Source organism: Ruminococcus sp. AF20-12LB, from assembly GCF_003478985.1.
In the GTDB taxonomy this organism is placed as follows: domain Bacteria; phylum Bacillota; class Clostridia; order Lachnospirales; family Lachnospiraceae; genus Blautia_A.
The window spans coordinates 1-13,879 of sequence record NZ_QUGH01000010.1 but is presented as its reverse complement, the minus strand read 5'-3'; the positions used below and the strand labels follow the sequence as shown (position 1 = coordinate 13,879).

General features: G+C 39.2%; 18 protein-coding genes. 14 read left to right on the top strand and 4 right to left on the bottom strand.

What is annotated here, in order from left to right:
- Window positions 1–4 precede the first annotated feature (4 nt).
- From DWX61_RS12785 to DWX61_RS12775, 3 genes are read left to right on the top strand one after another with little or no spacing between them, the layout of a single operon-like run.
- Window positions 5–1,774, top strand: coding sequence for a 1-deoxy-D-xylulose-5-phosphate synthase (locus tag DWX61_RS12785; RefSeq protein WP_118625671.1), 1,770 nt, complete (start codon window positions 5–7; stop codon window positions 1,772–1,774).
- 31 nt (window positions 1,775–1,805) lie between these two features.
- On the top strand, window positions 1,806–1,937 hold the full coding sequence (locus DWX61_RS12780) for an aldo/keto reductase (RefSeq protein ID WP_118625669.1): 132 nt from the start codon (window positions 1,806–1,808) through the stop codon (window positions 1,935–1,937).
- Window positions 1,938–1,968: 31 nt separating this feature from the next.
- The gene (locus DWX61_RS12775; protein WP_182434002.1) at window positions 1,969–2,499 is read left to right on the top strand and encodes a flavodoxin family protein; all 531 of its coding nucleotides are present in this window, start codon (window positions 1,969–1,971) and stop codon (window positions 2,497–2,499) included.
- Between the two features lie 107 nt (window positions 2,500–2,606).
- On the opposite strand, the gene DWX61_RS12770 is transcribed toward DWX61_RS12775, so the two are convergent.
- On the bottom strand, window positions 2,607–2,960 hold the full coding sequence (locus DWX61_RS12770) for a cupin domain-containing protein (protein ID WP_117495883.1): 354 nt from the start codon (window positions 2,958–2,960) through the stop codon (window positions 2,607–2,609).
- A gap of 142 nt (window positions 2,961–3,102) precedes the next feature.
- Here DWX61_RS12770 and DWX61_RS12765 point away from each other — a divergent pair, with 142 nt between their 5' ends.
- Window positions 3,103–3,435 (top strand): winged helix-turn-helix transcriptional regulator, encoded by a 333-nt coding sequence (locus tag DWX61_RS12765; protein ID WP_118516162.1) that lies wholly within the window; start codon window positions 3,103–3,105, stop codon window positions 3,433–3,435.
- Window positions 3,436–3,601: 166 nt separating this feature from the next.
- Here DWX61_RS12765 and DWX61_RS12760 read toward each other — a convergent pair whose 3' ends face one another.
- Together DWX61_RS12760 and DWX61_RS12755 are read right to left on the bottom strand one after the other, a co-directional pair.
- Window positions 3,602–4,897, bottom strand: a complete 1,296-nt coding sequence (locus DWX61_RS12760; RefSeq protein WP_009321335.1) for a tyrosine-type recombinase/integrase — start codon at window positions 4,895–4,897, stop codon at window positions 3,602–3,604.
- A 160-nt stretch (window positions 4,898–5,057) separates the two neighbouring features.
- Window positions 5,058–5,687, bottom strand: a complete 630-nt coding sequence (locus tag DWX61_RS12755; RefSeq protein WP_009243739.1) for a helix-turn-helix domain-containing protein — start codon at window positions 5,685–5,687, stop codon at window positions 5,058–5,060.
- A gap of 175 nt (window positions 5,688–5,862) precedes the next feature.
- Between DWX61_RS12755 and DWX61_RS12750 the strand changes: the two genes are divergently transcribed.
- The 6 genes from DWX61_RS12750 (at window position 5,863) to DWX61_RS12720 (ending at window position 11,213) form a co-directional block, all read left to right on the top strand.
- The gene (locus DWX61_RS12750; protein WP_002578307.1) at window positions 5,863–6,093 is read left to right on the top strand and encodes a helix-turn-helix domain-containing protein; all 231 of its coding nucleotides are present in this window, start codon (window positions 5,863–5,865) and stop codon (window positions 6,091–6,093) included.
- Window positions 6,094–6,237: 144 nt separating this feature from the next.
- Window positions 6,238–6,552 (top strand): DUF3847 domain-containing protein, encoded by a 315-nt coding sequence (locus tag DWX61_RS12745; protein ID WP_002578306.1) that lies wholly within the window; start codon window positions 6,238–6,240, stop codon window positions 6,550–6,552.
- 328 nt (window positions 6,553–6,880) lie between these two features.
- Complete coding sequence (locus tag DWX61_RS12735) at window positions 6,881–8,602, top strand: MobA/MobL family protein (RefSeq protein WP_109214826.1); 1,722 nt, start codon at window positions 6,881–6,883, stop codon at window positions 8,600–8,602.
- A complete protein-coding gene (locus DWX61_RS12730; RefSeq protein WP_009243742.1) occupies window positions 8,541–9,290 on the top strand; it encodes a DUF6040 family protein in 750 nt (249 codons plus the stop codon). Before DWX61_RS12735 ends, DWX61_RS12730 begins: the two co-directional genes overlap by 62 nt.
- A 155-nt stretch (window positions 9,291–9,445) precedes the next feature.
- Window positions 9,446–9,904: a MarR family transcriptional regulator gene (locus DWX61_RS12725; protein ID WP_118085447.1), complete on the top strand. Its 459-nt coding sequence runs from the start codon at window positions 9,446–9,448 to the stop codon at window positions 9,902–9,904.
- Window positions 9,894–11,213, top strand: a complete 1,320-nt coding sequence (locus DWX61_RS12720) for an MATE family efflux transporter (protein ID WP_002595210.1) — start codon at window positions 9,894–9,896, stop codon at window positions 11,211–11,213. Before DWX61_RS12725 ends, DWX61_RS12720 begins: the two co-directional genes overlap by 11 nt.
- A 133-nt stretch (window positions 11,214–11,346) precedes the next feature.
- Here DWX61_RS12720 and DWX61_RS12715 read toward each other — a convergent pair whose 3' ends face one another.
- Window positions 11,347–11,604, bottom strand: coding sequence for a DUF6061 family protein (locus DWX61_RS12715; RefSeq protein ID WP_009321643.1), 258 nt, complete (start codon window positions 11,602–11,604; stop codon window positions 11,347–11,349).
- A gap of 294 nt (window positions 11,605–11,898) precedes the next feature.
- Here DWX61_RS12715 and DWX61_RS12710 point away from each other — a divergent pair, with 294 nt between their 5' ends.
- The 4 genes from DWX61_RS12710 to DWX61_RS12695 all read left to right on the top strand — a co-directional run bounded on the left by DWX61_RS12710 (window position 11,899) and on the right by DWX61_RS12695 (window position 13,690).
- On the top strand, window positions 11,899–12,120 hold the full coding sequence (locus tag DWX61_RS12710) for a hypothetical protein (RefSeq protein ID WP_044960621.1): 222 nt from the start codon (window positions 11,899–11,901) through the stop codon (window positions 12,118–12,120).
- A gap of 56 nt (window positions 12,121–12,176) precedes the next feature.
- Complete coding sequence (locus tag DWX61_RS12705) at window positions 12,177–12,788, top strand: class I SAM-dependent methyltransferase (protein ID WP_008704955.1); 612 nt, start codon at window positions 12,177–12,179, stop codon at window positions 12,786–12,788.
- Window positions 12,789–13,071: 283 nt separating this feature from the next.
- Window positions 13,072–13,209, top strand: coding sequence for a helix-turn-helix domain-containing protein (locus DWX61_RS12700; protein ID WP_118625665.1), 138 nt, complete (start codon window positions 13,072–13,074; stop codon window positions 13,207–13,209).
- Window positions 13,184–13,690, top strand: a complete 507-nt coding sequence (locus tag DWX61_RS12695; protein ID WP_286188082.1) for a hypothetical protein — start codon at window positions 13,184–13,186, stop codon at window positions 13,688–13,690. Before DWX61_RS12700 ends, DWX61_RS12695 begins: the two co-directional genes overlap by 26 nt.
- Window positions 13,691–13,879 lie beyond the last annotated feature (189 nt).

Sequence of the window (13,879 nt, the reverse complement as noted above, 5' to 3'; positions counted from 1 at the left end):
GTAAATGACAGATTATAAAATTATTCAAACAATTAACGGACCGGAAGATGTAAAAAAATTGTCTATGGAGCAGCTGGAGGAACTTGCTTCGGAAATCAGAGAGGCATTGTTTAACCGGTTGACTAAAATCGGCGGTCACTTTGGTCCAAATTTCGGTATGGTGGAGGCAGAGATTGCCATGCATTATGTTTTCTCTTCACCTAAGGATAAGTTTGTATTTGACGTATCTCATCAGAGCTATCCTCATAAGATTCTGACCGGAAGAAAGAATGGATATATTTCCGATGAGCACTTTTCAGAGGATTCCGGTTATACAAATCCGGAAGAAAGTGAACATGACTTCTTCAATGTAGGTCACACTTCGACTTCAGTTTCTTTGGCTACGGGTCTGGCTAAAGCGAGAGATATAAAAGGAGATAAAGAAAATATTATTGCAATTATTGGTGATGGCTCCCTCTCAGGCGGTGAAGCACTAGAGGGATTGAATGTAGCCGGATCAGAGATTAACTCCAATCTAATTATTATAGTAAATGATAATGAGCAGTCGATTGCCGAAGTACATGGCGGAATGTATAAAAATCTTGCCGAACTAAGAGAGACAGGCGGAACTGCTTCCAATAATCTCTTTAAAGCGTTTGGATTAGATTATATATATGAGGAAAACGGCAATGACATAGCATCACTAATTTCCTTATTCCGCAAGGTGAAAGATATGGATCATCCAATCGTAGTCCATATCCATACACAAAAAGGAAAGGGATATGAGATTGCTGAAAAAGACAAAGAGGGATGGCATTGGTGTATGCCATTTGACCGTGAAACAGGCAAACCTACAATTTCTTTTGGAGATGGAGAAGATTATACATCTATCACTGCTGAGTATATTCTGCAAAAAGCAAAAAGTGATTCTGAGTTTCTTGTGATTACTCCTGCTATGCCGGGCAGTGCAGGCTTAAATCAGGAGCAGCGAAAGGAGCTGGGATTGCAGTATGTGGATGTAGGGATTGCGGAGGAACAGGCGATTGCCATGGCATCTGGTGCTGCAAAAAACGGTGCGAAACCGCTTGTGGTTACTAACACAACCTTTATTCAAAGAGCGTATGACCAGATTTCCCATGATGTATGTATTAATAATAGTTCTGTTACGATTCTCTTAAACTACAATTCTTTTGACAGTTTGACAGATGTTACGCATCTTGGAATTTTTGGACTGGCGGCTTACACGAATGTTCCGAATCTGGTAGTGCTTGCACCTACCTCAAAAGATGAATACCTTGCTATGCTAGATTGGGCAGTTGATCAGAAGGAACATCCGGTTATGATTCTCATCCCCGGAAATCAGGTGACCTATCGTGAAGCAGATAAGGATTTTAACAGACTGAATCATTTTAAAGTGGAAGAAGCTGGTGAAAAGGTTGCAATTCTGGCACTTGGTGATTTTTATCAGCGTGGTGAACAGCTCAGTGCAAAAATAAAAACAGAACTTGGCTTTACGCCGACATTGATCAATCCTCGTTTTGCTTCTGGTATTGACAAAGAATTACTGGAAAGTCTTTCCGAAAGACATCAGATGGTAATAACCATGGAAGACGGTATTTTAAGCGGCGGCTTTGGCGAGAAAATAGCTTCCTTCTATGGTAGTTCTGATATGAAAGTGAAAAATTACGGACTTGATAAGAAATTTTATGACCGATATGACCCAAATGAATTACTGAAAGAGGTTGGTATGACACCGGTTCAGATTATTGCGGATATTTGCAATCAGATAAAATAGAAATTGGGAGGCTGGAAGTAGTGACACCAGAATTGTAATTCCGGGTTCAAGCAATCCTGATCACATCATGGAGAACACGCAGTTGTATAATTTTGAATTAACTGACGAAGAGATGGAGCAGATTGAGGCTTTGGAAAAAAATGAGAAGCATGACTGGTACTAAAATTGAAGAATAAAAAGATAAGGTGATGGAAATGAAGATATTAGTATTAAATGGAAGTCCACATCCACAGGGAAGTACAAAAGATATGGTTAATGCATTTAAGAAAGGTGCTGAGAGTGCAGGACATACCGTTGATGTGGTGGATGTATGCAAAAAGAAGATAGGTGGGTGTTTGGCATGTGAATACTGTCATAGCAAAGGGCACGGTGAGTGTATTCAGAAGGATGATATGCAGGAAGTATATAATCTTTTGAAAGAAGCAGAAATGCTTGTTATTGCATCGCCCATTTATTATCACGGCATATCCAGTCAGCTAAAATGTGTAATCGACAGATTTTATTCTGCGGCATATCCGAGAAGACCGAAGAATTTGAAAAAAGTTGCCATGATACTTAGCTCCGGAGATGCTAATATGTATGAGGGTGCTCTTTTCTCGTTCAAAGGAGACTTTCTGGATTATCTTGGACTTGAAAACATGGGTGTGTTTACAGCACATGGGTCTGAAAACAAGAGCGAGAAAAAGAGAGAAGAACTAAGGGAGTTCGGGGCATCGCTACGTTAGATAAATTCTTGTTTGAAAAATAGAGAAATTGTAAAATTGAAGAAAAAAGAAATGCACAGTTCTTAGCTTATCGGGAGCTGTGCATTTTTGTAAATAAATACTTTTAATTAGCCGATTACGGCGTCCTCTGCTGTAAAATGTTCCAGAGAATTTTCTTTTACCTGAATGCAGATATAAGTAATTCCGGAAATATCGGATGCAAAAAACTGACGCTTTGCAGCAGGTGCGATCTTTAGCCAGTCTCCAGTTGAAAGGCTGATTTCTTCTCCATCAATTATGGCTTTGCCGTTACCTGAAAGAATTCCATAGATTTCTTCATTTTCTTTATGAGAATGAACAAATGGGACATTTGCTCCTGCAGGCAGTTCGTTTAAACTGATTTCTGCACCTGTTAAAGACAACTTTTCATGCAGCTCAATTCGGTTTTCCTTTCCAATAGTTGTTTTTGTGTAATTTGTCATAATAATACCTCCATAGTTGATTTGTAGTTTCTGGTTGCTTGGTATTAGTATAGTGTGAGACACATACAAAAACAAGTACGCACCTTTTTGTAACTGTGCACTCAAAATTGAATGTGTTACAATAGACTCGGAGGTGAGAATTATGCGAGCAAAAGAAGAATTACCGGAATGCCCAGTTGCAACAGCGGTATCTCTCATCGGAGGAAAATGGAAACTGCTGATTTTGCGTAACTTGAAAGAGCGCCCATGGAGATTCAATGAGCTACAACGAAGTATAGAGGGTATTTCACAAAAGGTTTTGACAGATAGTTTAAGACAAATGATGAGTGATGGACTGGCATATCGCCACGATTACCATGAGCAGCCACCGAGAGTTGAATACGGATTAACGGAACTCGGAACAAAAATGCTTCCAATTGTTAATTCACTTGCTGACTTTGGTAACTACTATAAATCACTTATTGAACAGAATTAAGTACGTTAGTATTTGAAAAGCTTGAACAATCGGAATTTGTGGAGAGATTTCCTGAACTTTCCTTATTTTACAGGCTTTTCAGCCCATTAAATAGTGAAATGATATGTATTTTCCCTTATTTTTGCCCTTATGCGGAATCCGCAAGGGAAATAAGGGAAATTTTTAGTTAAGCATTGCTCGCTACTTTATCAAGAAGTCTTGCGGAATCCCGTTTTGCTTTTCTTGTTGAGTGAGCGTAAATATTCATTGTGGTACTGACATCAGAGTGTCCTAACAGTTCCTGTACATCTTTCGGTGCAGCTCCATTGGAAAGCAGATTGCTGGTATAAGTGTGACGCAACTGGTGAAAATGGAAATCTTCAAATCCTTCCAGCTTCTTTGCCACTGATCTGCATACAATGCTGAGTGTACTCGGCAGTTCCAAAGAGCCATCTGGTCGCAGGCAGACAAAGGAGATTTCTTTGTAATCTGTCGGGACTTCCTGTGTTCCGTCAAGATGATAGTATTCATAATATACCCTGTTTTTCACATGCACTTCTTTGTAGTAATTGCGGTGATATAATTCGCCATACTGCATCCGGTTTTTGAGCTGTTCTTTTCTGGCAGCTTTCAGTATTTCAGTCAGCGTATCTCCAAAATCAACAATCCTTACTTTTTTCCGTTTCGTTGGTCCGATAATATTTTTGTGTTTCATGCCGTCGTAGCGGATACTGCGTTTTATGGTCAGGCATTGTTCCTCAAGGTTAATGTCCTGCCATGTAAGACCACAGGTTTCCCCGATACGGAGCCCGGCATAATACGCAATTTGAATCGGAAGAATAGCAGGTGGATTTTTCTTTTCCAGATATTGGATAAGCCGTTCATAATCCTCATGTGAAATCGGCTGTGTACCTTCTTCCACTTCATCATCGGAAAAGAGGTCAACTTCCTCTGCCTGCTTTTTCAGCTTAATATACTGCATCGGATTGAAACTGATTAACTGTTTTGGAAATACTGCAAAACGGAATGACTGCTGTAACACTGCGGAAAAAGAATGGATATAATCTTTGCTGTATCCCTTTTTTACTTTCCCGTCTGGAAACTCACCACCGAATGTAAGCAGATCAAGAAATGCCTGTAAATGTTCGGCAGTAACTGTTTTCAGTTTGCGGTCTGCAATCGGGTGTTTTTTGATACATCGGATTGCACCAAGATAATTTTCCACTGTACCGTTGCTGAGTGTCCCAGTTTTCAGTTCTTCTTCTGCCCACATATCCAGAAGTTCCCCTACGGTAAGATTATCTGCCTTTGCAACAAACTTCTTATCTTCGTAGTCTTCCAGTGCCTTGCGGAGAAGCTTTTCCGTCTCACTTTTACTTTCGGTTCCGGCGTATTCTTTCTGAACCATTTTACCGCTTGCATCTTCTACATAGAAACGATAGTACCATTTTTTTCCTTTTTTTCTAACAGATCCTTTTGCCATAATCGTATGTCTCCTTTCGATATCAGACAATCGGAACTGCTGAAATGCTTCTTGCGTGTAGGCATCTTATGGACAAGTCCATAAGCCAATTCGCCGCTCGTCAAATCTGTAAACAGCTTGACTCGCTTGCGCTCATTGTATCATAACTCCGATTATCTTACTATACCGATTCAGAATCGTCATACATAACTTCGGATAAAAGATTTGCAAGCCTTTGTTCTGCCGCTTCCGGTTTCTTTGAATAGAGCCTTACAACATCTGCCATATCATTAAATGCGTTGACAGTATGTGTGATCTCCCTGAGAAACATAATCTCATTATATTCATCTTTCGATTCAAATCCCATTACTTTGGCAATGTCCGCATCTTTGGTACTGCCTTTGTAATTTTTACAGGCGAACTGAAACGAATCCAGAAACAGTTCATATTGCTTTAACATTAACAGCAGTAAGTCTTTAGAAAAAGCGTCTTCTGTTTTATTGAGGTCAAGAGGAAACTGTTTGAGAATGTCGCCCATCGCATCACGAATCTGCAATTCTTTCTTATCCGTAATATCAGTTTCATATTCATCGGTTTCCCCTTTGAGCCATTCAATCGATACATGAAGTGCTTCCGAAAGACCTTCCAGTACCATCTTTTTGGTATTGTCAATCGAACCATTCTCATAACGCAGGATTGTGGAAGCGGTAACTCCCATCTTCTCTGCGACATAAGGCTGTGTCAGATTTAATTCCAGACGGCGCTGTTTTGCCCTGCTGCCAATCAGCTTGCGTAGTTCTTTATCTTTCATGCTGATGTGCCTCCTTTTTCGGTATGTCATTACTATACCACGCAACAAAATATATTGCAATATGCAATTTTAAGAAAAGCAGAAAAATTTCATAATGCTTGACAAAGCAATATAAACACGCTATACTGACAGCACAAATGAAATTGCATAATGCAATTCGAAAGGAGGTGGTCATATGACGCAAAGAAAGATTGCCTTATCTATTGAGGAAGCTGCTGATTATACGGGAATTGGCAGGAACACCCTGCGAAAGTTGGTAGAGTGGAAGAAACTTCCGGTATTGAAGGTTGGGAGAAAAGTCCTGATCAAAACGGATATGCTGGAACTTTTTATGGAAGCCAACGAGGGCAGGGACTTGAGGGATAAGGGAAATGTGAAAGCAGTCACAAGAAACGGTTCAACTTAAAAAAGCGGTTCCCGAAGAAACCGCCAAAGGTTCTATCAGACCGGAGTCATGATATACCTACACGCAAGCAGATTATACCATGTACTTCGTCTGACAGACAACAGGAAACTTATGTTTGGAAAAAAAGAAAGGACGATGATATTTATGGCAAGATCAACAAAGAGTTATGAGGAGCGTATGCTCCAGTTGGAAAAGAAAGAACAGGAAAGCCTTGAGAAAGCAAAACAGTATGCAGCACAGAAACGGGAACTGAAGAAACGTCAGAAAGATGTGGAAACCAAAAAACGGACACACAGGCTCTGCCAGATTGGCGGTGCAGTGGAATCGGTACTGGGTTCTGCGATTGAGGAAGATGATATCCCAAAGCTGATCGGCTTCTTAAAAAGGCAGGAAGCAAATGGGAAATTCTTCTCAAAGGCAATGCAGAAAGAGCCAGTTGCAAATACGGAGGAAGTGTAATGCCGGAGGGAGTGGAGTTTCCATTCCCTTCATTGCTTTTTTATGAAGGGCGCACTTATGGACAACCAGAGGTCGTCCGTATAAGTTTGCCACAGGTGGCAACCGGTCTGCGCTTACGCTTGCCGGGCTCGTTCCGTCGGCGGGGCTTTCAGCCAGACCTGCTCATGCCGCAGGAGGCACTCTTCGCCAGAGGGGCACATTCCATGCAGGCTGTTATGCACAGGGCACTCTTACGCAGAGGGTGCTCCGGCAGATACCATTTTCTTTTAGGAAAAACGTTACCTGCCGGAAATCAAAGCCGGATACGGCAGAATGGGGGAAACGGAGCATGGCGATTTTTCATTATACAGTAAAGATTGTTGGACGCAGCAAAGGAAAATCCATCATATCGGCGTCTGCTTATCTCAATGGCGATGTGATGAAAAATGAAGAAACAGGCAGGATCAGCTACTATACTTCAAAAAAAGAAGTCGTTTATACCAGCCTGCTGATGTGTGAAAATGCACCACAGGAATGGCAGAATGTACCTGCTGAAAATATCAGACGGTTCCAGAAATCTGTCCGATATAAAAGGGCAGATAACCAAAATGCTGCACTGGAAAAATTCAAACTTACTTTTCAGAAGCAGCGTTTATGGAATGAAGTCTTGAGGATAGAAAAAAGTTCAGATGCACAACTCGGCAGGTCATTTGAGTTCTCACTTCCGAAAGAATGGAGCCGACAGGAACAGATTGATTATACAACTGAATATATTCAAAAGACCTTTGTAGATAAGGGAATGTGTGCGGATTGGAGTATCCACGATAAAGGAGATGGTAATCCCCATGTGCATTTATTGGTGACGTTGCGACCATTCAATTCAGACCACTCATGGGGTAACAAAGAAATCAAGGATTGGGAGTTTGTCAGAGATGAAAATGGAAATATTGTGGTGGATGAATCCCATCCGGACTGGTGGCAGGATAAAAAGAACCCTGACCGTCATGGAATCCGAATCCCCGTACTTGATGAAAATGGAGTCCAGAAAGTCGGGACAAGGAACCGCAAACAGTGGAAACGTGTATTAACCGATGCTACCGGGTGGAACAATCCGAAAAATTGTGAGCTATGGCGGAGCGAATGGGCAAACGTCTGTAATGCACATTTGAAAACGGAAAATCACATTGACCATCGTTCTTATGCAAGGCAGGGAAAATTAGAGATACCGACGATCCATGAGGGCGCAGATGCCAGAAAAATTGACGAGAAATTTCAAAACGGACAGACATCCTCTACTTCATGGAAAGTAGAGGAAAACCAGATCATAAAAAGACAAAATGCACTGCTGGATAAAATACAGATTTCTTTTGGAAAAGTATCCAGTGCATTAACACAATGGAAGGAGCGATTGCGTGACATTAGAAGAAAGCCGGGAAGTCATTCCCATGATGGAGACAATGATAAACCAGATCGAGGAACAGCAGAATCTTATGGCAGAGATGGTACAGGAATTGCAGGAACGGGACAGGCAGCTCCTGTCTTTTCAGGAGCAGAACCAGAGTTTAAAAAGCTTAAACAGCGAATTATCCAGGCTGCTAAATCTTTTGCCAGATACAGAAGAACTGCTCTCACAGATCGAGCAACAGAAAACCAGAATCGAACAGTTGGAAAACGAGAATCAGCAATGGCAGGAATTAACGCAGAAGCTGAACAACGAGAACAGCTTATTGCAGAAACAGAACAGCGAATTGCTGACCTTAAACAGCAGATAGAGAAAGCGAGGGAGATCGATGAGCGAATGCAGAAACTTAGAGAACGTCGGGCAGGTGGAAGAACTTCTGCTGATGACCGAACAGATGCAGGACGAACTGGATCAGAAAGACCAGACAATCCAGGAACTAAACAGGCAGCTAAGCGAATCGCTGACCTTGAACGAGAAATTGAACAGCGAAAACAGAGCCGAGAATATCGAAGCATTGCGGACAAGATTAAGGCAAACAGAGGAACGATTGACCAGCGAGACAGACAGCAGGAAAAGAGCCGACGCAGAAGCCGTGGCATGGAAATTTAAGTATGAAAAAGCAGAGCAGGAAAAACTTTATGCACAGACACACCAAAAGACGGTAGAGGTAGCTGTTGAGAAAAAAGTGCCTTATGAGAAATGTGAAAAATGTGACCGTACTGCTTACCGGAAAGCAAAAGAAAAATGCGATAGCCGTAAAAGCCAGTTAGAAAAGAAATATAAAAATATGACGATTGGTTATGAAAGTATCTTGTTTCTACTGGCATGGTACAGCATAACAACAACACTGTTTACTGCGATTCTTTCGCCGGTTTTCCTTAACGACTGTATCGTCTTTTTCGGTGCGTTAGGAAAAGGAATGGGAAGTTTATTTCGGGAGTTTGTGACAGGTGCAGACTCTTTCGGACAGTTAAGCAGTGGAATACCTAACAGTATTCTTTCCGGGATTGTGTACTGGCTGATTGCCGGTACTGTCATGGCAATTTTATTCGTAATAACCGGGTGGCTGATAATCGGGATTGGTTATCAGGTAGGAAAAATCTACCGGAAATATTGTTGGGATATCATCAGTATCGTGGTAGCGATAACGAGTACAGCTGTTGTAATTTACTTTGGAGAATGGATTAAAAACGCTAATCCGATAAATCTTATTGTATTGCTATTACTGTCGCATATTATTTATATTGGAATCAGATGTTATGTGAAAGACTGGATGGAAGAACGAGGATATTATTAAAAGAGGACAGGGAAATTTCATAATCTTCCTGTCCTTAGTAAGGGACTATTGATTGTTTATATAAAGAAAAAGTATATAAATAAATCTTGACAATTAGTACGAACTCGGACTATAATACAAAAGTCCGGATTCGTACTAATTTAAGGAGGAAAAAGATGAGAAAAGATAATAATATAATAATACAGTTGCAACGATATTATGCTTTATGGAAAGAATGTACAGCAATGTATGAGGAATGGTCAAAGGATCAGGGACTGTCTTCAAATGGAGTTTTTGCTTTGCATTCATTTTATGAAAGTAATGGAAGATGCACGCAGAAAATGATAAGTGAAAAATGGAATATACCTAAGCAAACGGTAAATACGATACTAAAAGATTTTCAGAAAAAAGGATACATCAATATGGTATCTGATGATTCAGACAAGAGAAATAAGCTGATATGCCTCACAGAATCAGGAATGGAATATACGAAAGATATCATAGAAAAACTGCACTCAAAAGAAATATATGTAATCGAAAAAATGGGATTAGAGAATATAGAAAGTCTTAATGATAATACAGAGCTGTTTATCAGACTTTTCAAGGAAGGAGATTGTAAGAAAAATGAATCATAAATCATTATTTTTTAAATATGTTATTCCATCTATTATAGCATTTGCATTATCAGGAATATATGCGATAGTGGATGGATATTTTGTAGGCAATACCATAGGAGATGCTGGACTTTCGGCTATTAATATTGCATATCCGATTGAGGCTTTGATTCAGGCTCTTGGAACAGGAATTGGTATGGGAGGAGCTGTTTATTACTCAATTAATGCAGCAGAAAAGAAAGGAAAACGGGCAGAAGAATTTATTGCTACAAGCTGGTGGCTTCTTGTAATAGTAAGTGTTATCAGTACCATAATTATTTACTCCTTTTCGTCTAAAATTTTAGGATTGCTTGGAGCAGATGGAATTATATTAACAAATGCGACAGATTATATCAAAATTATAGCACTTGGAGCAATATTGCAGATTCTTGGAACTGGAATGATGCCATTCATTAGAAATTATGGAAACTCTTTCTGGTCAATGTTTGCGATGGTTGGTGGATTCATAACCAATATTGTTCTGGATTTTATCTTTGTATGGATATATGAAATGGGCATGAAAGGTGCAGCCACAGCTACAATAGCCGGACAGGGTGTGACTGCAGCAATTGCAATCATATACGCATTATATAATAAAAAGTTTTATGTGTATGTATCCTTAAAAAATGTAAAAGAAATGTGTGGCGCTATATTCAGAGTAGGTCTTGCACCATTTGGGCTAGCATTGACTCCTAATATTTCATTGGTGTTTATAAACCGATTCTCCGCTTCTTATGGGGGAGAAAAAGCTATTGCAACTTATGCATGTGTATCCTATATTATCTGTATCATATATCTCATATTGCAGGGCGTAGGTGATGGAAGTCAACCTTTAATGAGCCGTTTTTATGGTGAGAAGGATCAAGAAAGCCTGAGAGGAGTTCAGAGAATGGCATACATTTTTGCAATAATTCTTGCTGTTTGTGGTGGAATTATCATGTATGTAAACAGAGCAAATATTGGAGGGGTTTTCGGAGCTTCTTATGAAGTAAGTATTGAGATTTCTAAAATTGTACCTATATTTTTAGTGTCATTACCATTTGTTGCGATTACCAGAATAGCGACAGCTGGATTTTATGCTACTGAAAAAAGTGGATTGTCATACATTCTTACATTCATTGAACCAGTATTGATGCTGATATTTATGCTTGTTTTACCACCTTTATTTGGTGGACAGATTATGATATGGTGGAGTACGGTATTGGCACGTGTTTTTTCAGCGATTCTGGCATTCATACTAATAAAATATTGCGAAAAGGGAGATTTGCAATATGGAATACAGAAAATTTAACAATCAGATAGTAGCAAGAATAATCTAGGTTTATCTATTGTATTTTTAAGGACAGCCTCATAGCAATAGGGCTGTCCTTTTAAAATTATGAAGCTAATTTTTAATAAATTCTAGTAGATTTTGATTGGAATAATCATAACTCTAATGAATCTTCAGCATCTACCCACATCTGTAAATTCCCATCAAGATATAACCTTGCATATTCTAATGGCTCATCGATTGCAAGCGATGTCAAAGCACAATCAGATCCAGGTGTGGTTCTTAAATTTTTTTCTGCTTCCCAACAATCAATACGGAGTATATAGCCCGTATTAGTATATACATCAATGCTGTTGCACTGTGGATTGTATTCTGCAAATATTGTTCTCATCGTATCCCATCTCCTTATCATTTAATCAATCAGTAGTAGCAAAAATTAAGAAGCATTTCAATCAGTTCACCATGTCACTTTTATTTTGTGTTATACTGTCTTATAGATTTTTCTTGCCCTTGTATTTGCCCTTATCAGAGTGCATAAACACTGATGGGACGATATAACACAAGGGAAATAATAAGGGAAAGCTCACCTGCGACAAATCCAGTGTTTTCAAGGGGTTGCGAAGAATTTAATAATAAAATATAACAGTTATTAAATTTCTTAAAACAGGTGAAATCTCAATCGGAATTTAACGAGGAGGTAATGATTATGAGTAGAAATATAAAAGGTGGTTTTTTAACATTAAGTAGTGTTGTTGGTATTGTAGGAATGATAATAGCGGCAATGCAAAATCCAGCAACTGCATGGGTAACGCCACCTGGAAGAATGATTATAAGTATTTTAGAAAATGGATTATTGATTCCTACGGTTTTATTCCTTGTTCTTTTTATTTATGGATTGTATATTCTCCTAACGGAGAAAAACGATTGAGCAATACCGGTTTGTCGAATTAAGAAAACCGGTATTTGTGGAGAAGGAATTCTGTAATGAGATTTTTTGAAAATACCCGTAAGCCACAAGGCTTCGGCGGAAAATTGATGACGAAGATGATGAACAGCGGTCACGCCAAATTATCGCAATGGGGATTCTCAAATATCTCCGCGAAGTCTGATGCTGAAGTTCTTGACGTCGGCTGTGGCGGCGGAGCAAATATTGCGGTCTGGCTTGATAGATGTAGAAATGGCCACGTGACAGGAATGGATTATTCTGAGGTTAGTGTGGCAGAATCTCAAAAATTGAACGCCCTCGCCATTAAACAAGGGAAATGTAATGTAGTTCAAGGAGATGTATCTGCTATACCCTTTTCTGATGCGACTTTTGATTATGTTTCTGCCTTCGAAACAGTTTACTTTTGGCCAGGATTAGTAAAATGCTTTTCCGAGGTCAACCGTGTGCTGAAAAGCGAAGGCATATTCCTGATTTGTAACGAGAGTGACGGAACGAATGCCGCAGATGAAAAATGGACAAAGATGATCAATGGTATGAAGATTTACACATCTAAACAACTTGTTGCCGCTTTGAAAGAAGCGGGTTTTACAGAGATCAAAACGTATTCAAATGCAAAAAATCATTGGATAAGTATTGTTGCAACGAAATAGCCAAATTCAAGTTTGTTGAATTAAAAATGAAATAAAGTTCCAGTAATCATAGAGTGTATGGATTCAATTCCATATGCTCTTTTTCTTTACCTAATTTCAGGAAAAATGCAAAAATCTAATGTTACGAGTTTCTTACGAGTGGCATTAAAAAAAACATGCAAGAAAACTCGTAAGAAAAAAAGTAAAAAAATTTGCTTTTGACCACTGTAAAACATGCTCTGAGCGTTTCGTTATATGAAGGAATAATTTTTCTTTCATATTTCAAAGAAAAGAGGATAAAGAAATGTCAGAAAAAAGATGTTATACAGTTCAAGAGTTACAGGAAATCTTAGGAGTCAGTAGACCTACTATTTATAACCTTTTGAAGAAAAAGAAATTCCGGTGGATCCAGTTGGATGGCGGAAAGTATCGCATGCTTTGAAACAGAGTATGGTGTATCTGGAATGGTACGAGAAAAAAAAGATTCCTATGAACCAATTTTTATCAGAGGAACAGCTGTTGGGGTAGTGCTTTGTATACTGGCAGTGATTCCGACAATTATTGCCGAATCTATGGAAGCGTCCGACTATTACTGTGGTCTTTCCGTTGGATTACTGCTATTCATACTTGCAATAGGAGTGAATCTGTTGGTTCGTGTTGGGATGGTAAAAAGCAGTTACGATACCCTTCTTCAGGAAGGCGAATATACAAAAGAAGAAAAACTGTTTAAGAAAAAGACTGACACGTTTTCTGGTGTATATTGGTGCTTGACTACAGCGATTTACCTTGCATGGAGCTTCTGGACGATGAGCTGGGATATTACATGGATTGTATGGCCGGTTGCTGGTGTTTTGTTTGCAGCATTGCTTGGTGTGGTGAAAATGGTGTTAAAGAATGGCAGTGAAACTCAGCACTATATTTAAGATGAAGTTAAGTTTTTTTCGCATATTATACGCATCCAGAAATTCAAGTTTACAGAACTGAATCAAAAGAGCTCGAAGGAGCTCTTTTTCCTTTTTTATAATAGTATCATTATGGTATAATAGAGACATTAAAATCGGAATTTATAAAGGAGAATATTGATGAAACTATTTTTATGTTCGCACTTTTCA

What these genes read in the sequence shown, in the direction of transcription:
- DWX61_RS12785 (WP_118625671.1), top strand. Translation starts at nt 5, where the DNA reads ATGACAGATTATAAAATTATTCAAACAATTAACGGACCGGAAGATGTA.
- DWX61_RS12775 (WP_182434002.1), top strand. Translation starts at nt 1,969, where the DNA reads ATGAAGATATTAGTATTAAATGGAAGTCCACATCCACAGGGAAGTACA.
- DWX61_RS12770 (WP_117495883.1), bottom strand. Translation starts at nt 2,960, where the DNA reads ATGACAAATTACACAAAAACAACTATTGGAAAGGAAAACCGAATTGAG.
- DWX61_RS12765 (WP_118516162.1), top strand. Translation starts at nt 3,103, where the DNA reads ATGCGAGCAAAAGAAGAATTACCGGAATGCCCAGTTGCAACAGCGGTA.
- DWX61_RS12760 (WP_009321335.1), bottom strand. Translation starts at nt 4,897, where the DNA reads ATGGCAAAAGGATCTGTTAGAAAAAAAGGAAAAAAATGGTACTATCGT.
- DWX61_RS12755 (WP_009243739.1), bottom strand. Translation starts at nt 5,687, where the DNA reads ATGAAAGATAAAGAACTACGCAAGCTGATTGGCAGCAGGGCAAAACAG.
- DWX61_RS12750 (WP_002578307.1), top strand. Translation starts at nt 5,863, where the DNA reads ATGACGCAAAGAAAGATTGCCTTATCTATTGAGGAAGCTGCTGATTAT.
- DWX61_RS12745 (WP_002578306.1), top strand. Translation starts at nt 6,238, where the DNA reads ATGGCAAGATCAACAAAGAGTTATGAGGAGCGTATGCTCCAGTTGGAA.
- DWX61_RS12735 (WP_109214826.1), top strand. Translation starts at nt 6,881, where the DNA reads ATGGCGATTTTTCATTATACAGTAAAGATTGTTGGACGCAGCAAAGGA.
- DWX61_RS12725 (WP_118085447.1), top strand. Translation starts at nt 9,446, where the DNA reads ATGAGAAAAGATAATAATATAATAATACAGTTGCAACGATATTATGCT.
- DWX61_RS12720 (WP_002595210.1), top strand. Translation starts at nt 9,894, where the DNA reads ATGAATCATAAATCATTATTTTTTAAATATGTTATTCCATCTATTATA.
- DWX61_RS12715 (WP_009321643.1), bottom strand. Translation starts at nt 11,604, where the DNA reads ATGATAAGGAGATGGGATACGATGAGAACAATATTTGCAGAATACAAT.
- DWX61_RS12710 (WP_044960621.1), top strand. Translation starts at nt 11,899, where the DNA reads ATGAGTAGAAATATAAAAGGTGGTTTTTTAACATTAAGTAGTGTTGTT.
- DWX61_RS12705 (WP_008704955.1), top strand. Translation starts at nt 12,177, where the DNA reads ATGAGATTTTTTGAAAATACCCGTAAGCCACAAGGCTTCGGCGGAAAA.
- DWX61_RS12700 (WP_118625665.1), top strand. Translation starts at nt 13,072, where the DNA reads ATGTCAGAAAAAAGATGTTATACAGTTCAAGAGTTACAGGAAATCTTA.
- DWX61_RS12695 (WP_286188082.1), top strand. Translation starts at nt 13,184, where the DNA reads ATGGCGGAAAGTATCGCATGCTTTGAAACAGAGTATGGTGTATCTGGA.